At 65.7% G+C, this 21,807-nt stretch carries 22 protein-coding genes and 1 tRNA gene; 14 read left to right on the top strand and 9 right to left on the bottom strand.

Going from position 1 to position 21,807, the window contains the following annotated elements; translation table 11 throughout:
- From hadA to BST12_RS09610, 9 genes are all read left to right on the top strand, one after another.
- Complete coding sequence (gene hadA / locus BST12_RS09650) at nucleotides 1-480, top strand: (3R)-hydroxyacyl-ACP dehydratase subunit HadA (protein ID WP_083112890.1); 480 nt, start codon at nucleotides 1-3, stop codon at nucleotides 478-480.
- Nucleotides 467-895 carry a (3R)-hydroxyacyl-ACP dehydratase subunit HadB gene (gene hadB / locus BST12_RS09645; RefSeq protein ID WP_083112889.1) on the top strand — a complete coding sequence of 143 codons (429 nt, stop codon included), beginning with the start codon at nucleotides 467-469 and terminating at the stop codon, nucleotides 893-895. The genes hadA and hadB overlap by 14 nt, the downstream gene beginning before the upstream one ends.
- A 3-nt stretch (nucleotides 896-898) precedes the next feature.
- The gene (gene hadC / locus BST12_RS09640) at nucleotides 899-1,399 is read left to right on the top strand and encodes a (3R)-hydroxyacyl-ACP dehydratase subunit HadC (RefSeq protein ID WP_083112888.1); all 501 of its coding nucleotides are present in this window, start codon (nucleotides 899-901) and stop codon (nucleotides 1,397-1,399) included.
- Between the two features lie 143 nt (nucleotides 1,400-1,542).
- Nucleotides 1,543-1,615: transfer RNA gene (locus BST12_RS09635), tRNA-Trp, on the top strand.
- A 99-nt stretch (nucleotides 1,616-1,714) separates the two neighbouring features.
- A complete protein-coding gene (gene secE, locus BST12_RS09630) occupies nucleotides 1,715-2,206 on the top strand; it encodes a preprotein translocase subunit SecE (protein WP_083112887.1) in 492 nt (163 codons plus the stop codon).
- 31 nt (nucleotides 2,207-2,237) lie between these two features.
- Nucleotides 2,238-2,954: a transcription termination/antitermination protein NusG gene (nusG, locus tag BST12_RS09625; RefSeq protein ID WP_083112886.1), complete on the top strand. Its 717-nt coding sequence runs from the start codon at nucleotides 2,238-2,240 to the stop codon at nucleotides 2,952-2,954.
- Between the two features lie 41 nt (nucleotides 2,955-2,995).
- Nucleotides 2,996-3,427 (top strand): 50S ribosomal protein L11, encoded by a 432-nt coding sequence (gene rplK, locus BST12_RS09620; RefSeq protein WP_083112885.1) that lies wholly within the window; start codon nucleotides 2,996-2,998, stop codon nucleotides 3,425-3,427.
- Nucleotides 3,428-3,504: 77 nt separating this feature from the next.
- Nucleotides 3,505-4,215 carry a 50S ribosomal protein L1 gene (gene rplA / locus BST12_RS09615; RefSeq protein ID WP_083112884.1) on the top strand — a complete coding sequence of 237 codons (711 nt, stop codon included), beginning with the start codon at nucleotides 3,505-3,507 and terminating at the stop codon, nucleotides 4,213-4,215.
- A 159-nt stretch (nucleotides 4,216-4,374) separates the two neighbouring features.
- A complete protein-coding gene (locus tag BST12_RS09610; protein ID WP_083112883.1) occupies nucleotides 4,375-5,826 on the top strand; it encodes a pyridoxal phosphate-dependent aminotransferase in 1,452 nt (483 codons plus the stop codon).
- 11 nt (nucleotides 5,827-5,837) lie between these two features.
- Here the strand turns inward: BST12_RS09610 and BST12_RS09605 are convergent, their stop codons facing one another.
- The 9 genes from BST12_RS09605 to BST12_RS09565 all read right to left on the bottom strand — a co-directional run bounded on the left by BST12_RS09605 (nucleotide 5,838) and on the right by BST12_RS09565 (nucleotide 14,828).
- Nucleotides 5,838-7,055: an RNA polymerase sigma factor gene (locus BST12_RS09605; protein ID WP_083112882.1), complete on the bottom strand. Its 1,218-nt coding sequence runs from the start codon at nucleotides 7,053-7,055 to the stop codon at nucleotides 5,838-5,840.
- A 9-nt stretch (nucleotides 7,056-7,064) separates the two neighbouring features.
- Complete coding sequence (locus tag BST12_RS09600; RefSeq protein ID WP_083112881.1) at nucleotides 7,065-7,763, bottom strand: YciI family protein; 699 nt, start codon at nucleotides 7,761-7,763, stop codon at nucleotides 7,065-7,067.
- Between the two features lie 82 nt (nucleotides 7,764-7,845).
- Entirely contained in the window at nucleotides 7,846-8,742 is an 897-nt protein-coding gene (gene mmaA4 / locus BST12_RS09595; RefSeq protein WP_083112880.1) for a hydroxymycolate synthase MmaA4, read from the bottom strand.
- 81 nt (nucleotides 8,743-8,823) lie between these two features.
- Nucleotides 8,824-9,705 (bottom strand): cyclopropane mycolic acid synthase family methyltransferase, encoded by an 882-nt coding sequence (locus BST12_RS09590; protein ID WP_083112879.1) that lies wholly within the window; start codon nucleotides 9,703-9,705, stop codon nucleotides 8,824-8,826.
- A 147-nt stretch (nucleotides 9,706-9,852) separates the two neighbouring features.
- The gene (mmaA2, locus tag BST12_RS09585; protein WP_083112878.1) at nucleotides 9,853-10,716 is read right to left on the bottom strand and encodes a cyclopropane mycolic acid synthase MmaA2; all 864 of its coding nucleotides are present in this window, start codon (nucleotides 10,714-10,716) and stop codon (nucleotides 9,853-9,855) included.
- A 159-nt stretch (nucleotides 10,717-10,875) separates the two neighbouring features.
- Nucleotides 10,876-11,736 carry a cyclopropane mycolic acid synthase family methyltransferase gene (locus BST12_RS09580; protein WP_083112877.1) on the bottom strand — a complete coding sequence of 287 codons (861 nt, stop codon included), beginning with the start codon at nucleotides 11,734-11,736 and terminating at the stop codon, nucleotides 10,876-10,878.
- Between the two features lie 61 nt (nucleotides 11,737-11,797).
- A complete protein-coding gene (locus BST12_RS09575) occupies nucleotides 11,798-12,715 on the bottom strand; it encodes an alpha/beta fold hydrolase (protein ID WP_083112876.1) in 918 nt (305 codons plus the stop codon).
- A gap of 10 nt (nucleotides 12,716-12,725) precedes the next feature.
- Nucleotides 12,726-14,072: an ABC1 kinase family protein gene (locus BST12_RS09570; protein ID WP_083112875.1), complete on the bottom strand. Its 1,347-nt coding sequence runs from the start codon at nucleotides 14,070-14,072 to the stop codon at nucleotides 12,726-12,728.
- Nucleotides 14,073-14,285: 213 nt separating this feature from the next.
- Nucleotides 14,286-14,828 carry a DinB family protein gene (locus BST12_RS09565; RefSeq protein WP_083112874.1) on the bottom strand — a complete coding sequence of 181 codons (543 nt, stop codon included), beginning with the start codon at nucleotides 14,826-14,828 and terminating at the stop codon, nucleotides 14,286-14,288.
- 22 nt (nucleotides 14,829-14,850) lie between these two features.
- On the opposite strand from BST12_RS09565, the gene BST12_RS09560 reads away from it, so the two are divergent.
- The 5 genes from BST12_RS09560 (at nucleotide 14,851) to rplL (ending at nucleotide 21,784) form a co-directional block, all read left to right on the top strand.
- Nucleotides 14,851-19,026 (top strand): glycoside hydrolase family 38 N-terminal domain-containing protein, encoded by a 4,176-nt coding sequence (locus BST12_RS09560; RefSeq protein ID WP_083112873.1) that lies wholly within the window; start codon nucleotides 14,851-14,853, stop codon nucleotides 19,024-19,026.
- Nucleotides 19,023-19,640, top strand: a complete 618-nt coding sequence (locus tag BST12_RS09555) for a DUF7158 domain-containing protein (RefSeq protein WP_083112872.1) — start codon at nucleotides 19,023-19,025, stop codon at nucleotides 19,638-19,640. The genes BST12_RS09560 and BST12_RS09555 overlap by 4 nt, the downstream gene beginning before the upstream one ends.
- Nucleotides 19,640-20,560: an ROK family protein gene (locus BST12_RS09550; RefSeq protein ID WP_083112871.1), complete on the top strand. Its 921-nt coding sequence runs from the start codon at nucleotides 19,640-19,642 to the stop codon at nucleotides 20,558-20,560. Before BST12_RS09555 ends, BST12_RS09550 begins: the two co-directional genes overlap by 1 nt.
- Before the next feature lie 212 nt (nucleotides 20,561-20,772).
- A complete protein-coding gene (gene rplJ, locus BST12_RS09545; RefSeq protein WP_083112870.1) occupies nucleotides 20,773-21,363 on the top strand; it encodes a 50S ribosomal protein L10 in 591 nt (196 codons plus the stop codon).
- 28 nt (nucleotides 21,364-21,391) lie between these two features.
- Complete coding sequence (rplL, locus tag BST12_RS09540) at nucleotides 21,392-21,784, top strand: 50S ribosomal protein L7/L12 (RefSeq protein WP_083112869.1); 393 nt, start codon at nucleotides 21,392-21,394, stop codon at nucleotides 21,782-21,784.
- Nucleotides 21,785-21,807: the final 23 nt, after the last annotated feature.

Below are 21,807 nucleotides of genomic sequence, written 5' to 3'. Positions count from 1 at the left end.
GTGGCGTTGACCGAAAGAATCGTCGGGATGCACTACCGGTACCCGGACCATTACGAGGTAGAACGCGAGAAAATCCGCGAGTACGCGGTAGCTGTGCAAAACGATGACCCTATTTTCTTCACGGAGGACGCGTCCGCCGAATTGGGCTACCACGCCGTGGCAGCACCGCTGACATTCATCAGCGTGTTTGGCTACAAGGCGCAATTGGCGTTCTTTCAGAACGCCAATATCGCGGTCCAGGACGCGCAGATCGTCCAGGTTGACCAGACGCTGAAATTCACGAGGCCCATCGTCGCCGGTGACAAGCTTTACTGCGACGTGTACGTGGATTCGGTGCGTGCGGCCCACGGCACCGAGATCATCGTGACCAAGAACATCATCACCAACCAAGCCGGTGAGCTTGTGCAGGAGAGTTACACGACCCTGGCGGGCCGCGCCGGCGACGACGGAGAAGAGGGATTTTCTGATGGCTCTGCGTGAGTTCAGCTCAGTGCAGGTGGGTGACCAGCTTCCGGAGCGGACCTACCCACTGACTCGCCAGGATCTGGTCAACTACGCCGGGGTGTCGGGTGACTTGAACCCGATCCACTGGGACGACGAGATCGCCAAGGTTGTCGGGCTGGACACCGCGATCGCGCACGGGATGCTGACCATGGGTATCGGCGGCGGCTATGTCACTTCGTGGGTTGGTGACCCCGGTGCGGTCACCGAATACAACGTGCGGTTCACCGCGGTGGTACCGGTGCCCAACGACGGCAAGGGCGCCGAGCTCGTGTTCAACGGCCGGGTCAAGTCGGTCGATCCGGACAGCAAATCGGTGACGATCGCCCTCACGGCCACCACGGGCGGCAAGAAGATCTTCGGCCGGGCCATCGCGTCGGCGAAGCTGGCCTAGCGGATGGCCCTCAAAACCGATATCCGCGGGATGACGTGGACCTACCCCGATTACTTCGAGGTGGGCCGGGAACAGGTTCGCGCATTCGCTCGCGCCACGAAGTGCAAGGATCCCGCCAATTTCGACGAACAGGCCGCGGCCGAACTCGGCTACGACAACATCATCGCCCCGCTGACCTTTGTGTCGATCTTCGCCAAACTCGTCCAGGACGATTTCTTCCGCAATGTCGACGTGGGATTCGAAACGATGCAGATCGTCCAGGTCGACCAGAAGTTCGTCTATTTCAAACCGGTGAGCGTCGGTGACAAACTCTTCGCCCGAATGGACGTTCATTCGGTGGACGAGCGTTTCGGCGCCGACATCGTCGTCACCAAGAACACCTGCACCAATGCCGATGGCGACGTGATTTTGGAGGCCTACACCACCTTGATGGGCCACGAGGGGGACAACTCCATCCAGCTCAAGTGGGACAAGGAAACCGGCCAGGTCGTCCGAACCGCGTAATTAGTATCTGGCTCGTGCGCCCATGTACACTCGGGCCTCGGGGTTTCCCAACATCAGCGCGCTTTCCGGGTTCGCGATCACCGAACGGGGAGCGCGTGTGTTGTGTAAGCCGCGACACGAGAGGGTTGGCCTGCCAACCGCGAAGGGGCGTAGCTCAACTGGCAGAGCAGCGGTCTCCAAAACCGCAGGTTGCAGGTTCAAGTCCTGTCGCCCCTGCTGTAAGGCGCAACGGTATCGTGCCATGGAGGACACTGGGAGTGTTCCCCATCACAGCGGGACGGCTCGCGGGATAGCTAGCGAACAAAGGAGCATGCGGTGAGCGACGAGGGCGACGCTGCCGACGACGCTGCCGCCGGCGGCGGCGACACGCAGGACGACCGCAACAGCGGTGGTCGCACCGCCCTGGTGACCAAGGCGGCGCGGCCGCAACGGCCGTCCGGCAAGCGTTCCCGGCAACGTGCACTGAGCGCCGACGACGATGAGTCGTCGACCGACGAATCGTCGGCAAAAGCCGAGGTCGCCAAGAAAGACTCGGCCAAGAAGGACACCTCGAAAACGGCCAAGGACAAGGCAGCCGCCAAGTCGAAGAAGGCCGGCAAGCCCGGCACCCGCAGCGTCAACCCGATCGCATTCGTCTACAACTACCTCAAGCAGGTCGTAAGCGAAATGCGGAAGGTGATCTGGCCGTCCCGCAAGCAAATGCTCACCTACACCTCGGTGGTGCTGGTGTTCCTGGCCTTCATGGTGGCGCTGGTCGGCGGCACCGACCTGGGCCTGAGCAAGCTCGTGCTGCTGGTGTTCGGCTGAGGTTCGAGAGTTACAGAGAGGACTGAAAACCGTGACTACCTTCGACGGTGACACGTCCGCGGGTGAGGCGGTCGACTTGCAAGAGGCGAGTCCCGCCCCGGAGGCAGCGGCCCCGGCCGAAGAGGTCGACCCCGCCGCGGCGCTCAAGGCAGAGCTGCGCAGCAAGCCGGGCGACTGGTATGTCATCCACTCCTACGCGGGCTACGAGAACAAGGTGAAAGCCAACCTCGAGACCAGGGTGCAGAACCTGGATGTCGGCGACTACATCTTCCAGGTGGAGGTACCCACCGAAGAGGTCACCGAGATCAAGAACGGCCAGCGTAAGCAGGTCAACCGCAAGGTGCTGCCGGGCTACATCCTGGTGCGGATGGATCTGACGGACGACTCATGGGCCGCGGTGCGCAATACGCCCGGCGTGACCGGGTTCGTCGGTGCGACCTCGCGCCCGTCGGCGCTCTCGCTCGATGACGTGGTGAAGTTCCTGCTTCCGCCGGGCGCGACGAAGAAGGCCGCCAAGGGGACGGCCGCCACCGCTGCGGCCGCCGAGACGGGTGGTCTGGAACGTCCGGTTGTCGAGGTCGACTACGAGGTCGGCGAATCGGTAACGGTCATGGACGGACCGTTTGCCACATTGCCGGCCACGATCAACGAGGTCAACGGCGAGCAGCAGAAGCTCAAGGTGCTGGTCTCCATCTTCGGCCGCGAAACTCCGGTGGAACTGACCTTCAGCCAGGTCTCCAAGATTTAGCCCGCTGGGCACTCAAAAGCAGGAAGGAACATAGACATCTCATGGCCCCGAAGAAGAAGAAAGTCGTTGGGCTGATCAAGCTGCAAATTACGGCGGGGCAGGCCAACCCTGCGCCGCCGGTTGGCCCCGCGCTCGGTCAGCACGGCGTCAACATCATGGAGTTCTGCAAGGCGTACAACGCCGCGACGGAAAACCAGCGCGGCAACGTCATCCCGGTGGAGATCACGGTTTATGAGGACCGTAGCTTCACGTTCGCGCTGAAGACTCCGCCGGCCGCCAAGCTGCTGCTCAAGGCCGCCGGCGTGGCCAAGGGCTCGGCGGAGCCGCACAAGACCAAGGTCGCCAAAGTCACCTGGGATCAGGTCCGCGAGATCGCCGAGACCAAGAAGACCGACCTCAACGCAAACGACATCGACGCGGCCGCCAAGATCATCGCCGGCACCGCTCGGTCGATGGGCATCACGGTCGAATAGCTCGACCCCGATAAAGCGTGGGAGGGCCAGCTTCGGCCCGTTCCTAACCACGAACCCAACCTGGATTGGATATTTCAATGAGCAAGAACAGCAAGGCATACCGCGCCGCCGCCGAGAAGGTGGACCGGACCAACCTCTACACCCCGCTGCAGGCGGCCAAGCTCGCCAAAGAGACGTCATCGACCAAGCAGGACGCGACCGTCGAGGTGGCGATCCGGCTCGGCGTGGACCCGCGCAAGGCCGACCAGATGGTCCGCGGCACGGTCAACCTGCCGCACGGCACCGGAAAGACCGCCCGGGTGGCGGTGTTCGCGGTGGGGGAGAAAGCCGATGCTGCCGTCGCCGCGGGAGCCGACATCGTCGGCAGCGACGATCTGATCGAGAAGATCCAGGGCGGGTTCTTGGACTTCGACGCCGCGATCGCCACCCCCGACCAGATGGCCAAGGTAGGCCGGATCGCTCGCGTGCTGGGTCCCCGCGGTTTGATGCCCAACCCCAAGACCGGCACCGTCACCCCCGACGTCGCCAAGGCCATCACCGACATCAAGGGCGGCAAGATCAACTTCCGCGTCGACAAGCAGGCCAACCTGCACTTCGTCATCGGCAAGGCCTCCTTCGACGAGAAGGCGCTGGCCGAGAACTACGGCGCGGCGATCGATGAGGTGCTGCGGCTCAAGCCGTCGGCGTCGAAGGGCCGGTACCTGAAGAAGATCACCGTGTCCACGACGATGGGCCCGGGCATTCCGGTCGATCCTTCGGTCACCCGCAACTTCGCCGCGGGGGAGTGATTTGTCCTCCGCCAATTGAGGGAGAGCGATTCGTCCATCAGCCTCTCCAATTGGCGGAGCGAGTTCCATCCATCACATGGGTAAATTCATCGGCTAACGGCCGCGACTGGCGCCGGAGTTTTCAACCCTGATTTCGCGTTGGATGGAATTTGCGCTGCAATGACGCAACTTGACGAAGCACTGGAACGATCCGCGGTTGCGCGCCGTGGTCCGCATTTGCGCAGCCATATCGAGGCCGCCGCCGATCACTTGCGCAACGATTCGGAAGAGATGCGCCAATGCTCGCCGGAACAGCTGCTGTACCACGAGTACCTGCAGGCCGGCGCGCCGCACGGGCCGGCGCTGTACGCCGTCAAGGGCGAACACTGGAACGGCGTCAGCCCGAAGTTCCTCGAATTCGTGAATGCCTTCCAGTTCGACCGCGCCACCATGGGGTACGCCGAATCCGGCTACGGCATCCAGCGCCACCGCAATTTCCTGCGCGGCCTGATCGTCGGAGAGCATGACCTGACCGGACGCGAGCCTGCCGCGGGTCTGGACATCGACGTGGGTTGCCTGGCGATGACGACCCGGATGGCCATGTATGACATGGCGAAAGTGGCGATGCGCCAAGCAAAGCAGAACTTTCCCGGGACGACTCCGGTGGCGCTGGTGCCGACGCCAGCATGGGACTACCGCGGCATCTTCAAGGACGTCGGGTTCGAAGTCGTGTTCCTGCCGCTGACACCCAAGAACGGCTGGCTGCCCGACCTCGAGGCGTGGGATGCGATCGTGCGCGACACCGTCGCGGACGGTACCCGTCATGTCGCCATGGCCGTGACCAACCCGCAGCACAATCCGACCGGCATGCAGTGGCCGGTCACGGTGACGCAATACCTGCTCGAACTGACCGCACGGCAGGGCGGCTTCCTGCTGCTCGATGACGCTTACTACTGCGTGCACGATCCACGGGTGGCCCGGGTGAACCACCTGAAGGCGATGCTCGATGCGTTCGACCGCAACGACGGAGACAATGAGCTCGTCGCCTCCGGCATGTTCGATCGCTGGGTGGCCACCCGTCCGTTCGGCAAGCAGTTCTCGTGCAACACGATGGGCGTGGCCGCCATCACTACGTCGCCGAAAATGCTGCGCCACCTCAGCCGCGAATCGTGGATCAACCGGTACCACACCAATACTCACAACGCCGAACTGATGTGCGCATGGCTGGCCACACCCGAGGCGGCCGCCTGGACGATCGAGACCGGTCTCTTCTACACCCGCCAAAAGGAATTGGTGCGGACCCGGCTGAAGGCACGGATGGGCTGGCCGGATACCGGGCTGTGCGTCGGTCCATCGACTTCCTACATGCTGATCGAAATACCGAAGGTGTACCAGCGCGCCGAGGGTGGTATCGACTGCTTCCGAGACGATCTGTTCTTTGCGACCGGAACGCTGGTGTCGGCGTCGCTGTTCAACCAGACGGCGCCGGTACCGTTCGTGCGCCTGCATCTCGGCAGCCATCCGGACGTGATCGAGGAATTCCTGCGCCGCTGGCAAGCTGCCGGTTTGCATTACGACATGCCAAAGCCGTTCGGCGGCAAGGCAGCGCTGGCGAGGCCGCTGGTGTTCTGATGTTAGGTCGTCTATCCGCCGCACTCGGCGATGCGCCGCCGCATAAAGTCACGGCCCGGCTCGGAGCCGTTGGACTCCAAGGCAATTCGGTACCAGTGAACGGCCTCGGGCCGGCGTCCAGCGCGCCGTAGCAGGTCCGCGCGCACTGACGCCACCAAATTCGACCGGGACAGCCGCGGATCGTCGGCGACTTCGTCCAGTGCGGTAAGGCCGGCGTCGTACCCATCGCGGAAGCCGACCGCCAGCGCGCGGTTGGCCAGCACCACCGGCGAGTCCGTCAGCTGTAGCAGCCGGTCGTAGGCGGCGCAGATGGTGGTCCAGTCGGTCTGCTCCCATGACGGCGCCGTGGCGTGCACCGCCGCGATCACCGCCTGCGGCAGGTAGGGGCCGGTCGACCCCTCGGCCTGCCGCAGCCGGTCCAGTCCCCGGGCGATGCGGCCGCGATCCCACCGGCGACGCTCCTGATCCTCGAGCGGCACCAACGCACCCGCGCCGTCAACGCGGGTTGCTCGCCGCGAATCATGTAGCAGCACCAGGGCTGTCAAGGCGTGGGCCTCAGGCTCGTGCGGCATCAGGGCGCACAATTCCCCGGCGAGCCGGACCCCTTCATCGCAGAGTTCGTCCCGGATGGCCGACGGGCCCGCCGTCGACCAGTAGCCCTCGGTGAAAACCGAGTAGATGCAGCCCAGCACGTGCGGTGTGCGCTCGGGTAACAGCTCGGCCGGTGGTACCCGCAGCGGGATATTGGCATGACGAATCTTGTTCTTGGCCCGCGTGATTCGCTGACCGATGGCCGCCTCGGTCTGTAATAACGAGCGGGCGATCTCGGCGACGGTCAGCCCCGACACCAGTCGCAGGGTAAGCGCCAATTGCGACTGCCGGTCCAGCGCCGGATGCGCGCAGGTGAACATCATTCGCAGTTCGTCGTCCCGGACCGGATGCGGTTCGGTGTGATCGGTACGCGCCCGGATGTCGTCCAGCACAGCGGCCAATTCCCTTCCAGGACGCACGGATTCACGGCGCAGCCGATCCCGGGCGCGATTGCGCGCGACCGTGATCAGCCACCCCCCGGGACGATCAGGCACCCCGTCACGCGGCCAGCTGCGCAGCGCCTCGGCGCAGGCTTCCTGGACGGCATCCTCCGCGACGGTCAGGTCGCCGGACCACCGCGCGATAGCGGCAACGGCGGGTCCCCACTCCCGGCGAAAGATGCCGTCCAGGTTGGTCATTGGCCCCAACTACAGCCCGGACACCCCAGCCAGCTGCCGCAATTCCACGGCCGATGCGGGAATCATGGCGGCGATCTTGACGGCCTCATCACGGTCGTCGGCGGCCAGCAGATAGAAGCCGCTGGCAACTTCCGCACCTTCCGCATACGGTCCGTCGGTGACGATCACTTCGCCGTTGCGCACCCGCACCGTGGTCGCCGCGGAGCGTTCATGCAAAGCGGCGCCACCGATCACGTGGTTGCCCGCGGCGGTCATGAACTCCCCGTGGCGCGCAGCCGCCGCCTCCCATTCCGGCGTGCCCGGCGTGTGCGCGGACCCCGGTGGTTCCAACAGCAGCGCGAGCCAGTCGTTGCCGGTCAGCAGGCGGGCCGGTTCAAGCGAGTGGACCGTCGGCCAGACCTCGACCGCGCCGTACTTGGCCAGAGGAATATCGCGGGCCAAAGCCAGTGCCTCGTCGAGGTTTTCGGCTTCGAATACGTAGTAGCCGCCGGCTACTTCGGCCCCTTCGGCATAGGGGCCATCCGTGATCATCGGCGCGTCCGGACCCCCGCCGACGCGCACCGCGGTTGCGGCGGATGCCAGGGCGTCACCACTGAGAATCGCCGACGCGGCTTTGGCGTGAAAGGCGCCATAGGCCGCCATCTCCGCGGCGCCCTCCTCAGGCGTGCGCTCTTGCTCCGTGCCGATCAACAACGCGAAGTACTGCATTTCTCGTCACCTCCGGTAGTGAGCGAAGCCGTCTGCTCCACTCTCTACCCATTCGACGAACGGCGCAGCCCCGATCCGACAGTCAGGCGGCAGCACCCGGTTTGAGGTAGGTCACCAGGCTGACGTCGAGCATCTCGTCGGTGAAGTAGTGCTCGCAGCCGCGCAGGTATTTCATGTACCGGTCGTAGACCTCTTCGGAGGTGATCGCGATGGCCTTGTCCCTATTGGACTCGAGCGTGTCCCCCCAGATGTGCAGCGTCTTGATGTAGTGCGGCCGCAACGAAAGAGGCTCGGGGACAACAAAACCAGCTTTTTCGCCGCGCTCGACCATCATCTCGGTGGACGGCAGCCGGCCACCCGGGAAGATCTCGGTGACGATGAACTTGATGAAACGCACCGTGTCGAAGGTGATCCGCTTGCCGCGGGCCGCCATCTCATAGGGGTGGTAGCTGACGCTGCTCTGGACGGTCATGCGGCCGTCCTCGGGCATGATGTCGAAACACCTCTTGAAGAAGTCGTCGTAGTTCTCGTGCCCGAAGTGTTCGAATGCCTCGATAGACACGATCCGGTCGACGGGTTCGTTGAAATCCTCCCAGCCGTGCAACAGCACCCGGCGTGAGCGATCGGTGTCGAGTGACTCCAGCACCTGTTGGGATCGCGCGTGCTGGTTCTTGGACAGGGTGAGCCCGACGACGTTGACGTCATACCGCTCGATGGCGCGCTTCATGGTGGTGCCCCACCCGCAGCCGATGTCCAGCAGTGTCATCCCCGGCTTGAGGTCCAGCTGGTCCAAGTTCAGATCGATCTTGGCGATCTGGGCTTCCTCGAGCGTCAGGTCCGGCGGCTCGAAGTAGGCGCAGCTGTAGGTCCGAGTCGGGTCCTGGAACAAGGCGAAGAAATCATCGGAGACGTCGTAGTGTGCCTGGATGTCTTCGAAGCGCGTCCGCGTCGGCGTGGTGCCGATCGGCTTTTCGACCATAATTGTTGTGTTCTCCTGATGATGTGCGTTGCCTAGTCGCACGCGTGACTGCGCCTGGTACCCGTGAGTGGCATCGAAAGTCTACTTCTGCAGCGTGAACTGGTGGCAGCCGACGTAGCCGACCCGGAATGACTTGGCGCATCCGGTCAGATACTTCATATACCGCTCGTAGACCTCTTCGGATTGAATCGCGATGGCATCTTCCTTGTGCGCCTCTAGGGCCTCGGCCCAAAAGTCGAGTGTTCTGGCGAAGTTCAGCTGCAGCGGATGAACGCGGGCCACGGTGAAGCCCGCCTTGGCCGCGTGGTCTTCGACCTTCTCAATCGACGGCAACCGGCCGCCGGGGAAGATCTCGGTGATGATGAACTTGATGAAGCGAGCCATCTCGAACGTCACCGGCATGCCGCGCTCGACGATCTGACCGCCGGTCAAGCCGGTGATCGTGTGCAGCATCCATACCCCGTCCGGCGGCAGGGTGTTGTAGGCCCATTTGAAGAACTCGTCGTAGCGCTGAAAACCGAAATGCTCCAGCGCTTCGATGGTGATGATCCGGTCCACCGGCTCGGTGAAGTCCGCCCAGTCGCTCAGCAGTACGCGGTACGAGCGGTCTGTGTCCACGCCGGCAAGCAGCTGCTGGCAGTAGGCGTGCTGATTCTCCGACAGTGTCAGCCCGATGACATTGACGTCGTACTTCTCCAGGGCGCGCTTCATGGTCGAGCCCCAGCCGCAGCCCACGTCGAGCAGGGTCATCCCCGGCTCGAGTCCCAGCTTGTCCAGTGACATGTCCAACTTGGCGATTTGGGCCTGCTCGAGGGTCATGTCCTCGCGTTCGAAGTACGCACAGCTGTAGGTCCGAGTCGGGTCCGTGAACAACTCGAAGAATTCGTTGGAGATGTCATAGTGCGCCTGGACATCGTCGTACTTCTTTCGCGTGTCCGTGGCGCCCGATGAGTTCTCAGACATATGTCCTCCCAATGGGACAGCACCCCCACGGGGCAACCATCTCCGGCACCCTACACGGACTAGGGCGCAACCCTGGCATTTGCGCTCGGTAGATCCGCACTTTCTGAACCGCCACTCACCTAGTGCGCACTCGGCGCTGCGGAGTCACTACTTTTCCAGCGTGAACTGGTTGACGTCGATGTAACCGGTGCGGAACGAGTTGGCGCAGCCGGTCAGGTACTTCATATAGCGCTCGTAGACCTCTTCGGACTGGATCTCGATGGCCTCGTCCTTGTGCGCCTCCAGCGCCTCGGCCCACAGGTCGAGCGTCCGGGCGTAGTGCGGCTGCAGCGACTGGCGGCGGGTCAGCGTGAAGCCCGCCTTCGCCGAATGCTCGCCGACCATCTCGATCGTCGGCAACCGGCCGCCCGGGAAGATCTCCGTCACGATGAACTTGATGAACCGGGCCATCTCGAAGGTCATCGGCATACCGCGTTCGGCGATCTGCGGCCCGGTCAAGCCGGTGATCGTGTGCAGCAGCATCACGCCATCGGCGGGCAGGATGTCGAAGGCGAACTTGAAGAAGTCGTCGTAGCGGTCGTGACCGAAGTGCTCGAACGCGCCGATCGACACGATCCGGTCGACCGGCTCGTCGAACTCTTCCCAGCCATTCAGCAGCACCCGCTTGCTCCGGGGGCTGTCCATCTCGTCGAAGGCCTTCTGGACGTGAGTGGCCTGGTTCTTGGACAGGGTCAGGCCGACGACGTTGACGTCGTACTTCTCGATCGCCCGCCGCATCGGGGCACCCCAGCCGCAGCCGACGTCTAGCAGCGTCATGCCGGGCTGCAGGCCGAGCTTGCCCAGCGCCAGGTCGATCTTGGCGATCTGCGCCTCTTCCAGCGTCATGTCGTCGCGCTCGAAGTACGCGCAACTGTAAGTCTGGGTCGGGTCCAGAAACAGCCGGAAGAATTCGTCGGATAAGTCGTAGTGCGCCTGCACATCGTCGAAGTGCGGTGTCAATCCCTGAGCCACGAGGTTGTATTGCCTTTCTGGACCTAGCGGCCCCACGGTGCATGCAACATGTAGTCAAGCCCCCCGGCATGCACGTTGCATGCTAGCCGACTTGGCGGGGCATCTCTAAATTGCGAAGCAATTTCCGCTGGTCAGAGTGGGTGCGTTGGGAACGGCAGGCTATTTGATGAGGGTGTACTGCGCGACGTTGGAGAGGCCCTTGCGAAAGAGTCCCGCGCAGCCGGTCAAATAGCGCATGAAGCGGTCGTAAACCTCTTCGGACTGAATGGCGATGGCGCTGTCCCGATTGGCTTGCAAATTGTCCGCCCAGATGTCCAAAGTGCGTACGTAGTGCGGCTGCAGGTATTGGATTTCGTCGACCGAGAATCCGCTGGCCTTCGCGTTGTCGACGATGTCGGATTCGCCGCACATCCCGCCGCCGGGGAAGATCTCGGTTGCGAGGAAGCGAAAGAACCGCAGATCGCTCATCGTCACCGTGATCCCGTGGTCCCGCCAGTAGGTCTGCGGATGCGTGAAGATGCTGTGCAACAGCATCCGCCCGTCGGCGGGAAGGATGTCATAGGAGCGCTCGAAGAACGCGGGCCAACGCTCCTTTTTGAACGCGTCGAAAGCCTCGAAGCTGACGATCCGGTCGACCTTCTCGTCGAACTCTTCCCAGCCCTGCAGCCGGGCCTCCGTGTGCCGGGTGGTCGGGATCGCCTCCAGTCGTGCTTTGCTGCGCTCGTAGTGATTTCGGCTGAGCGTTATGCCGACGACATTGACGTCGTATTTCTCCACCGCTCGGACCACCGCCCCGCCCCACCCGCAGCCGACGTCGAGCACCGTCATCCCGGGCTCGAGGTTCAGCTTGTCGAGGGCAAGGTCCAACTTCGCGGTTTGCGCCTCTTCGAGGGTCATGTCGTCGTTCTTGAAGTAGGCGCAGGTGTAAACCATATTGGGGTCCAGGAACAGCGCGAAGAATTCGTCCGAAATGTCGTAGGTCGCCTGTGATTCTTCGTAAAACGGTCTCAGTTCGGCCATTTTCGACAACCTCCTCGCGTCGTGCCGGTCATTTAAGTCTTAGGCTCGCCGAGCGACCGCTTCAGCCGGCCGCGGCGAAATTGGTTTTCAGCTCGCCTATCACTCGATCCCACAGCTGCCTGGGCAGGTCATGGCCCATACCGTCGACCAGCACCAACCGAGCACCGTCTATGGCGCGAGCGACGGCGCGGCCGCCGAACGGCCGCATCAGCTTGTCGGCCCGCCCGTGAATTACCACAGTCGGGGCGACGATTTGACGATCGTAGTGCAGCAGGCTGCCACTGCCCAAAATTGCGCTGAACTGTCGGGCCATGCCCCACGGGTGGAAATTGCGGTCGTAGCACTCGGCGGCATCGGCGCGAACCTGCTCGTCGGGTATGCGGTACTGCGGGCTGCCGATGATCCGGCTGACCCGTACCGCGTTGTCGAGGATGACGTCTCGCGGGGAGTCCGGAGCCGGGCCGCTGATGAGCGCAAGCAGCGCACGCGGCGCCGGCGGCGGCAGGAACCTGTGATTGTTGCTGGAGAAGATGACGCCCAGGGTTCTCGTGCGCTCGGCGAACTGTGCCGCGAAGATCTGGGCGATCATGCCGCCCATCGACGCCCCGACGATATGGGCGTGCCGGATGTCGAGATGATCGAGCACGGCCGCGGCGTCGCGAGCCATGTCTTCCAGCGTGTAGGCCGCCTTGCTGGGCAGGCCGAGCCAGGACCGGGCCAATCGGGTAACCAGCGGCTGCGCATCGCGCGTGGGCGGGGTCTTGCTGGACAGTCCGACGTCCCGGTTGTCGTAGCGGATGACGCGCAGGCCGTGCCTGACCAGTCGCTCGCAGAAGTCCGTCCGCCAGAGCAGCATCTGGGCGCCCAGGCCCATGATCAGCAGAACGGGCGGATCATCGAGGTTGCCCATGTCCTCGTAGTGCAGCTTGACGTCGCCAGATTCCGCTCTGGATATGGCAAAGCCGCTACGAACGTCCAACTAGGCCCCCTTACACCTCAACATCAGATTGATGCTCACGACTGACTTCGACCATAAAGTTGGCGAAGTAGCCGGTCAGCTGCGGGTCGGACATCATTTGCCATTTCGGCGCCAGCAGCTTCATATACCGCTCGACGTAGAGGAACTGCTTGCCGATCAGCACCAGCTCGCGGGGCAGCTTGACGTCGTATGCATCGGCCAGCGCCGACAGCTGGCGGCCGATGTCGGCATACGACATGTCGCCCAGCGTCTGCATGGTCAGCGGAGTGGCGAACTTCTCCAGGTCCTTGGCGGCTTCCGCCTCAGGCTTCATGGTCCCGACGGCGCCCATCAACACGACGATCTTGCCGGCCGCGGCATGATCCTTCTTGACCAGCAGCGCGTACACCAGCTCGCGCAGCAGCCAGCGGGTCCGCGGATCGATGCGGCCCATGATTCCGAAGTCGAAGAACACGATGCGGCCCTGGTCGTCGACGTAGAGGTTGCCCGCGTGCAGGTCGCCGTGAAACAGCCCGTGCCGCAGACCACCTTCGAAGACCGAGAACAGCAGCGCCTTCACCAGCTCGGTGCCGTCGAACCCGGCCCTGCGGATGGCGGCGGCGTTGTCGATGCGGATGCCGTGCACCCGTTCCATGGTCAGCACCCGCTCACCGGTGAAGTCCCAATGCACATGCGGCACCCGGATGTTCTTGCCCAGCGGCGAGGCATGCAGGTGCGAGACCCAGGCTTCCATCGACTGAGCCTCGAGCCGGAAGTCCAGCTCCTCGGCCAGGTTGTCGGAGAAGTCCGCCACCACATCTTGGGCCGAGAGCCGGCGGCCGACTTTGGCCAGCTCGACGGCTTGGGCGAAGCGCTGCAGGATCTGCAGATCGGCGGCTACCCGGCGGCGGATGCCCGGCCGCTGGATCTTGACGACGACTTCCTCGCCCGTCTTGAGGGTCGCGAAGTGGACCTGGGCAATGGACGCCGAGGCAAACGGTTCTTCGTCGAAGCTGGCGAACAGGTTGGCCGGCTCGTCGCCGAGTTCCTCGATGAATAGCTTGTGCACTTCGTCGGTGTCGGCGGGCGGCACCCGGTCGAGCAGGCCGCGGAATTCGCGCGACAGCGATTCGCCGAATGCGCCGGGACTGGACGCGATGATCTGTCCGAATTTGACGTAGGTCGGCCCCAGGTCGGCGAAGGTCTGCGGGATCTCTTTGATCACTTTCTGCTGCCATGGGCCTTTGCCCGGCAGGTTGGTGACGACGCGGGCGGCGGTGCGGGTGACCTGCCATCCGGTGACGGCTACCCGGGCCGCTTCGACCGGCAACGGCACCCGATCCAGCTTGGCCACCTCACGGTGTTTGGTGGAACTCATTCAAGCAGTGTGCCAAATCCGGGCAGTCAATTCCCAATTCGCGTGAGCCCACACACGCCCGAAATTCGGGGCGATTAGCCGTTCGGATTAGCGTTTCTGCCAGGGCGTGAGCCACGGCCGCGGTTCCCAATTCTCCAGGCCCGCGATCAATTCGTACATGGTGGCGCCCGCCGGCCGCTCGCCGAGATTGCCGTGAGGGCCGTGATTCGGGCGTCAATCACAACCTTGGTGGCAATCTCGGCGCGGCACGTGTAAGTACAGGTCGCGAAGACAGGCGATTTCGGCGCCGTGGTGGATCGCTTCGCGGTTGATGTGCAGGATCAGTTCGCTCAGCGAGTGCTCGGCGTAGGGGCCTTCGGCGGGGCCGCACGGCCGGTCGAGATCGGCCGCCGACAAGGACCGCACGCCGGCAATCCAGGCCGCGTAGCTCTCGTCGAGTTGCTGCAGCGCGGTCGCCGCGTCGGTGGCGTACTGCCAACTCTGATAGTCGGCGGGCGGTCCCGCGAAATGGTTGTGGTTGCGCATGGCGAACACGCCGACGATGACATGCGCCAGCCGCCAGGCGATGGTGGTGAACGGCACCGGGCTCGGTGGTGGGAATGCGAAGTCGATCGAGCCGTCGGGATGGATGGTCCAGCAGTTGGGCACCGGCTGCCAGAAGTACTCGTCATCGGTGAGCCCGTCCAGGCGGGGGCGCAGTTGCGCGCGCCAGTGCCAATCGAGCTGGTCGGCCAGTTGGTTGATCAGATCCGCCATAACCCGAGCGTAAGGTGCTGGCATGCAGGTGGTTTCGGCCGAGTCGACCGAACTGTTCGTTGGTCCGCCGCAGGCTCCGGTGCAGCTGGCGCGGGTGACGATCACCGACTGCACCGAGCCGGCAGCCATTCGCGTCGAAGGTGACGGTCTGCGCGGCGAGGCGGTCGCCGCACCCGGGACTGCGGTCGTCGAGGTCGCTGTCGTCGTCGATCAACCGCTGGTCGGCCAGCGGCGGGCCGCGGTCGTGCACGCGGGCGACAACGGCACTGAAACCAAGCCGTTCGAGTTCACCGTGGCTGAGCCGGGGTGGACCATGTTCATGGTCAGTCACTTCCACTACGACCCGGTGTGGTGGAACACCCAGGGCGCCTACACCAGCGAGTGGACCGAAGACCCGCCGGGCCGTGCCCGTCAGACCAACGGCTTCGAGCTGGTGCACGCCCATCTGGAGATGGCGCGGCGCGAACCCGAGTACAAATTCGTGCTGGCCGAAGTCGACTACCTCAAGCCGTACTGGGACACCCGGCCCGAAGACCGCGCCGACCTGCGCCGGTTCCTGGCGGAAGGCCGCATCGAAGTCATGGGCGGCACCTACAACGAACCCAACACCAACCTGACCAGCCCGGAGACGACGATCCGGAACCTGGTGCACGGCATCGGTTTTCAGCGCGACGTGCTGGGCGCCGATCCGGCCACCGCGTGGCAGCTCGACGTGTTCGGCCATGACCCGCAGTTTCCCGGCATGGCCGCCGATGCCGGGCTGACGTCCAGTTCGTGGGCCCGCGGGCCGCACCACCAATGGGGGCCCGGGCAGGGCGGTGATATCGACCGCATGCAGTTCTCCAGCGAGTTCGAGTGGATATCGCCATCCGGTCGGGGCCTGCTCACCCACTACATGCCGGCGCACTATTCAGCGGGCTGGTGGATGGACTCCGCAGCCTCGCTGGCCGAGGCCGAGCAAGCCACCTTCGAGCTGTTCTGCCAGCTCAAAAGGGTCGCGTTGACCCGAAATGTGCTGTTGCCAGTGGGCACCGACTACACCCCGCCGAACAAGTGGGTCACCGCTATCCACCGCGACTGGGCAGCGCGGTACACCTGGCCACGTTTCGTGTGCGGGCTACCGAAGGAGTTTTTCGCGGCGGTGCGCGCCGAGTTGGGGCAGCGCGGTCAGGAGCCGTCGCCGCAGACGCGGGACATGAACCCGATCTACACCGGCAAGGACGTGTCCTTCATCGACACCAAACAAGCCAACCGCGCCGCTGAGAACGCGGTCCTGGACGCCGAGCGCTTCGCCGTGTTCGCCGGGGTGATCGCGGGAGGCGAGTACCCGCAGGCGGCGTTGGCCAAGGCCTGGGTGCAGCTGGCCTACGGCGCCCACCACGACGCCATCACCGGCTCGGAGTCCGACCAGGTTTACCTCGACCTGCTGACCGGATGGCGCGATGCGTGGCAGCTCGGCTGCGCCGCCCGCGACAACGCGCTGCAGCTGCTGTCCGGTGCGGTTGCCGGCCCGCATGACTCGGTCGTCGTGTTCAACCCGCTGACTCAGCAGCGCACCGACATCGTCACGGCCCGGCTCGACCCGCCGCTGCCAGCCGGGGTGCGGGTGGTAGATGCCAACGGCACCGAGCTGCCCGCGCTCGTCGAGCACGACGGTCGGTCGGTCACCTGGCTGGCGCGCGATGTGCCGTCACTGGGCTGGCGCGCTTACCGGCTGGTATCGGGCGACGCCGGCGCGGGCTGGGAACCGGCGCCCGGATCCGAGATTGCCAACGAGCATTACCGGCTGGCTGTCGACCCGGCACGCGGTGGGGCGGTGGTGTCGTGGCTACACGGTGGACGCCAGCTCATCGCGCACGGCCGGGTAGGCAACGAGCTTGCAGTCTACGAGGAATACCCTGCGCACCCGACGCAAAGCGAGGGACCGTGGCACCTGCTGCCCAAGGGGCCGGTGGTCGGTTCTTCGGAATCGCCGGCCCGGGCGCAGGCGTACCACAGTCCGCTGGGCCAGCGGCTCGTCGTGAACGGCCGAATGGGCGACGTGCTGCGCTACACCCAGACCCTGACCCTGTGGCGCGGCATCGCGCGGGTGGATTGCCGAACCACCATCGACGGGTTCACCGGGCAAGACCGGTTGGTGCGACTGCGCTGGCCGTGCCCGGTGCCCGGCGCGATGCCGGTCAGCGAGGTGGGGGACGCCGTCGTCGGCCGCGGTTTTGCTCTGCTGCACGACGGAGATCGTTCGGTGGACACCGCGCAGCACCTGTGGACCCTGGACAATCCGGCCTACGGCTGGTTCGGGTTGTCCAGCGCGGCGCGCGTGCGCGCCGGAGACGCTTGGCGCGCAGTTTCGGTGGCCGAGGTGGTCACGCCGGCCGAGGCGGTGTCCGGCCCGATCGCGCGCGACCTGATGGTCGCGCTGGTGCGGGCCGGAGTGACGGCCACCTGCAGCGGCGCGGAAAAGCCGCGCTACGGCCACCTCGACGTCGACTCGAATCTGCCGGACGCCCGGATCGCCCTGGGCGGGCCGGCGCGCAACGCGTTCACCAAAGCCGTACTGGCACAGGCTGATCCGGTCTATACCGCGGAACTGGAGCGTCAGCTGGCCGAGACGGGCCGGGCCAGGGTATGGGTGCCGGCTGGCGCCTCGCTGGCGGCGGTCTGGCAGCCCGGTGCCGACCTGCGTGCGGCGCTGGCGCTGCCGGTACTGGTCATCGACGGCCGCGACGACAGGACGCTGGCGGCCGCGATCGCCGCGGTGGCCGATGATCTGGGCGACGCTGAAATCCACCTGGACCAACAGGTGCCGGCCGGCATGGAACCGTCCGAAGCGCGCACTGTCGCGCTGCTCAACCGCGGCGTGCCGAGCTTCGCCGTCGACTCCGAGGCCACCCTGCATACCGCGCTGCTGCGGTCGTGCACCGGCTGGCCGTCGGGGATCTGGATAGACGAACCGCGCCGCACCGCACCCGACGGCTCGAACTTCCAACTCCAGCACTGGACACACGATTTCGACTACGCACTGATCAGCGATGAAGGCGACTGGCGGGCGGCCGGCATTCCGGGCCGCAGCGCGCAGTTCTCCCAGCCACTGCTCGCGGTGACTCCGCGGCAGCGACAGTCAAAGCTGCCGCCGATCGGTTCGCTGTTCTCGATCGAGCCGGCCGACCGCGTGCACCTGGGCGCGCTGAAGGCGGCCGGCAACCCACTCACGGCAGGCAGCTCCGCGCCCGTCGACCCGGCCGCGGTGGCACTGCGGCTGGTGGAAACGACCGGCGCGCCGACGCGCGTCACCGTCACCTCCGACTTGGGCAAGGTGGGCGCATTCCGGTCAGCCGACCTGTTGGAACAGCCTCAGCACCGCAAGAAGACCATCGACCTGCACGGCTACCAGGTGGCCACCGTCCTGGCCCGGCTCGACGTCCCGGCAGTGCTGGCCGGAGATGGCTTTGCTCTTGCTCCACAATCCGAGCCGGCCCAGCCCCTGTACGCGCGTTACTGGTTGCACAACCGCGGTCCTGCGCCGCTGGGTGGGTTGCCGGCGGTTGCTCATCTGCAGCCCCACCAGGCCAGCGCCGAGCCGGGCGGCGATCTGGTGCTGCGGCTCACCGCGGCCAGCGACTGCACCGATTCGCCGTTGAACGGCTCGGTAGAAGTCGTGTGTCCGGACGGCTGGTCGCTAGCGCCCACCGAATGGCCGTTCACGCTGTGTGCCGGGCAATACCTGGAAACCGATGTGGTGCTGGCGGTGCCCGCCCGCACCCGGCCGGGGCTGTACCCGGTTCGGGCGCAGCTGCGGATCACTGACGCGGGCCTACCGGCCGCGTGGCGGCAGGTCGTCGAGGATGTGTGCGTGGTGGCAATCGGGGTGGACCACACCGAACTCGTCTACCTCGTCGACGGGCCGGCCGAGGTCGAGGTGGACGCCGGCCGCTCGGCGCGCCTGGCCGTCACCGTGGGCAACCGTGCCGGCGCCGACTTGGCCGTGGAGGCGCACCTGATCAGCCCCTGGGGTACCTGGGAGTGGATCGGTCCCGCGGCCGTCGGCGCCGTTGTCCCGGCGCGCGGCACGGCCGAACTCGTCTTCGACGTAAGCCCGCCGGCCTGGCAGGAGCCCGGCCAGTGGTGGGCACTGATCCGGGTGGGCTGTGCGGGCCGGCTGGTCTATTCGCCCGGGGTAAGGGTGAGCGTGACGTGACTAGTCAGCTGGTCGCCACCGTTGCCGGCACGCCGATCGCTATCGGGGAAGTTGACGCGCGGGAAGCGCGACTGCGCGCCGGCCCGCGGGCCGCTGCGCTGCCGGCCGGCGGCACCAGCGAGGGCCGGCAATTGCGGCGCTGGCTGACGCAACTCATCGTTACCGAGCGCGTGGTCGCCGCCGAGGCGGCCGCGCGCGGGCTGACCGCGGCGCACGCCCCGAGCGAGGCGGAGCTACTGCCCGATCTGACGGCCCGGCTGGAGATCGGCAGCATAGCCGCGGCGGTCCTGGCGGACCCGTTGGCGCGTGCGCTGTTCGCCGACGTGACCGCCGACGTCGCGGTGTCCGACGCCGACGTGACGGGCTATCACACCCGCAACCCGATGCGCTTCGCCGCGGCGCGTTCCGGCGGCCACGGTTGGCGCACCGCGCCGCTCGCCGGGCCGCCACTGGACCAGGTGCGTGTGGTGATAACCGAGCACCTGCGCGGCGCCGCGTGCCGCCGCGCCTTCCGGACCTGGCTGGACGCCCGACGGGCCGTGCTGGTGCAATTGGCTCCCGGCTACGAGCACCCCGGCGATCCCCGTCAACCCGATAACACCCACCGACACTGATGCTGACCCTCTGCCTCGACATCGGCGGCACCAAGATTGCCGCCGGCCTCACCGATGACGATGGCGCGCTCGTCCACAAGGCCACCTGTCCCACTCCGGCGGGCGGTGAAGCCGAACAAGTCTGGGCCGCCGTCGCCGCGATGATCTCCGACGCCCTGCGCGCGGCCGGCGGAACCGTCGCCGCCGTGGGTATCGCCTCGGCCGGGCCGGTCCATCTGGACAGTGGGACGGTCAGCCCGATCAACGTCAAATGCTGGCGCGGTTTTCCGCTGCGGGACAGGGTCGCGGCCGCGGTGCCCGGCGTGCCGGTGCGCCTGGGCGGCGACGGCGTGTGCATGGCCCTCGGCGAGCACTGGCGCGGGGCCGGACGGGGTGCGCGGTTCATGCTGGGCATGGTGGTGTCCACCGGTGTCGGCGGCGGGCTGGTGCTCGACGGCGTTCCCTACGACGGGCGCACCGGCAACGCCGGCCATGTGGGCCACGTGGTGGTCGAACCGGGCGGCGAACGTTGCTCGTGCGGTGGCCGAGGCTGCGTCGAGACCGTGGCCTCCGGGCCGTCGATGGTCCGCTGGGCGCGCGCCAACGGCTGGGCCGCAGCGCCGGGCGCGGGCGCCAAGGAGCTGGCCGACTCCGCCGGGACCGGGAACGCGGCGGCGCTGGCCGCTTTTCGCCGCGGCACCACGGCGCTGGCGGCGATGATCGCGTCGGTGGCCGCGGTGTGCGACCTCGACCTCGTCGTCATCGGCGGGGGAGTAGCCAAGTCGGGATCGCTGCTCTTCGACCCGCTGCGCACGGCGTTGGCCGACTACGCCGGACTGGACTTCTTGACGGGACTGCGCGTGGTGCCGGCCGGGCTCGGCGGCGACGCGGGTTTGATCGGCGCCGCCAAGCTCGTGCACGGTGCAGCCCGTTTTGGCTGATCGCGGCGGCCACGCTATTGTGATTGCCGATCCACCGAAGACCGTCGGTCACCGAGCAATCGGTTGAAGGTCCGGGAACATCCCGGCGGCCCACGCAGGAGGACGAGGCAGCAACGCCGGCGTACGCGCCGGCCCATCTTTACGCCCCGGCCTATTCCTGCGCCGGGGCGTTCGTCGTTCTCAGGCGTTCTCACACTTTTCAGGAGGCATGCATGGCCAGGGCTGACAAGGCCACCGCCGTTGCAGATATCACCGAGCACTTCAAGGCCTCGACCGCGACCGTCATCACCGAATACCGGGGCCTGTCGGTTGCCAACCTGGCCGAGTTGCGCCGGTCGCTGGGGGAGTCGGCCACCTACGCGGTAGCCAAGAACACCCTCATCAAGCGAGCGGCCTCAGAAGCCGGTATCGAGGGGCTCGACGAGCTGTTCGCCGGGCCCACGGCGATCGCGTTCGTCACCGGGGAGCCGGTCGATGCGGCCAAGGCCCTCAAGACCTTCGCCAAGGAGCACAAGGCGCTGGTCATCAAGGGCGGCTACATGGACGGTCACCCGCTGACCGTCGCCGAGGTCGAGCGCATCGCCGACCTGGAATCCCGCGAGGTGCTGCTGGCCAAGCTGGCCGGTGCGATGAAGGGCAACCTCGCCAAGGCCGCGGGGCTGTTCAACGCGCCCGCATCGCAGATGGCCCGACTGTTGGCCGCCCTGCAGGAAAAGAAGCAATCAGAGCCAGCCGCAGCAGCACCGGCAGTCGAGACGCCGGCCCCCGAAGCACCGGCTGCAGAACCAGCATCAGCCGAATAACCCGTAAGAACCAGGAAGGACCCACACCATGCCCAAGCTCTCCAGCGACGAACTGCTTGACGCTTTCAAGGAAATGACCCTGTTGGAGCTCTCTGACTTCGTCAAGAAGTTCGAGGAGACCTTTGAGGTCACCGCGGCCGCTCCGGTCGCCGTTGCCGCTGCGGGTGCCGCGCCGGCCGGCGGTGCCGCCGAGGCCGCCGAGGAGCAGTCCGAGTTCGACGTGATCCTCGAGGCCGCCGGCGACAAGAAGATCGGCGTCATCAAGGTGGTCCGTGAGATCGTCTCCGGCCTGGGCCTCAAGGAGGCCAAGGACCTGGTCGACAGCGCGCCCAAGCCGCTGCTGGAGAAGGTCGCCAAGGAAGCCGCAGACGAGGCCAAGGCCAAGCTCGAGGCCGCCGGCGCCACCGTCAGCGTCAAGTAGCTCAACGACACGAAAGCCCCCGG

It is taken from the genome of Mycobacterium angelicum (genome assembly GCF_002086155.1).
Taxonomy (GTDB): Bacteria; Actinomycetota; Actinomycetes; order Mycobacteriales; family Mycobacteriaceae; genus Mycobacterium; species Mycobacterium angelicum.
Note: the sequence above shows the minus strand (reverse complement) of the source record. Positions and strands in the feature narration are given on the sequence as shown.

What these genes read in the sequence shown, in the direction of transcription:
- hadB (WP_083112889.1), top strand. Translation starts at nt 467, where the DNA reads ATGGCTCTGCGTGAGTTCAGCTCAGTGCAGGTGGGTGACCAGCTTCCG.
- hadC (WP_083112888.1), top strand. Translation starts at nt 899, where the DNA reads ATGGCCCTCAAAACCGATATCCGCGGGATGACGTGGACCTACCCCGAT.
- rplK (WP_083112885.1), top strand. Translation starts at nt 2,996, where the DNA reads ATGGCCCCGAAGAAGAAGAAAGTCGTTGGGCTGATCAAGCTGCAAATT.
- rplA (WP_083112884.1), top strand. Translation starts at nt 3,505, where the DNA reads ATGAGCAAGAACAGCAAGGCATACCGCGCCGCCGCCGAGAAGGTGGAC.
- BST12_RS09610 (WP_083112883.1), top strand. Translation starts at nt 4,375, where the DNA reads ATGACGCAACTTGACGAAGCACTGGAACGATCCGCGGTTGCGCGCCGT.
- BST12_RS09605 (WP_083112882.1), bottom strand. Translation starts at nt 7,055, where the DNA reads ATGACCAACCTGGACGGCATCTTTCGCCGGGAGTGGGGACCCGCCGTT.
- BST12_RS09600 (WP_083112881.1), bottom strand. Translation starts at nt 7,763, where the DNA reads ATGCAGTACTTCGCGTTGTTGATCGGCACGGAGCAAGAGCGCACGCCT.
- mmaA4 (WP_083112880.1), bottom strand. Translation starts at nt 8,742, where the DNA reads ATGGTCGAAAAGCCGATCGGCACCACGCCGACGCGGACGCGCTTCGAA.
- BST12_RS09590 (WP_083112879.1), bottom strand. Translation starts at nt 9,705, where the DNA reads ATGTCTGAGAACTCATCGGGCGCCACGGACACGCGAAAGAAGTACGAC.
- BST12_RS09580 (WP_083112877.1), bottom strand. Translation starts at nt 11,736, where the DNA reads ATGGCCGAACTGAGACCGTTTTACGAAGAATCACAGGCGACCTACGAC.
- BST12_RS09570 (WP_083112875.1), bottom strand. Translation starts at nt 14,072, where the DNA reads ATGAGTTCCACCAAACACCGTGAGGTGGCCAAGCTGGATCGGGTGCCG.
- BST12_RS09565 (WP_083112874.1), bottom strand. Translation starts at nt 14,828, where the DNA reads ATGGCGGATCTGATCAACCAACTGGCCGACCAGCTCGATTGGCACTGG.
- BST12_RS09560 (WP_083112873.1), top strand. Translation starts at nt 14,851, where the DNA reads ATGCAGGTGGTTTCGGCCGAGTCGACCGAACTGTTCGTTGGTCCGCCG.
- BST12_RS09550 (WP_083112871.1), top strand. Translation starts at nt 19,640, where the DNA reads ATGCTGACCCTCTGCCTCGACATCGGCGGCACCAAGATTGCCGCCGGC.
- rplJ (WP_083112870.1), top strand. Translation starts at nt 20,773, where the DNA reads ATGGCCAGGGCTGACAAGGCCACCGCCGTTGCAGATATCACCGAGCAC.
- rplL (WP_083112869.1), top strand. Translation starts at nt 21,392, where the DNA reads ATGCCCAAGCTCTCCAGCGACGAACTGCTTGACGCTTTCAAGGAAATG.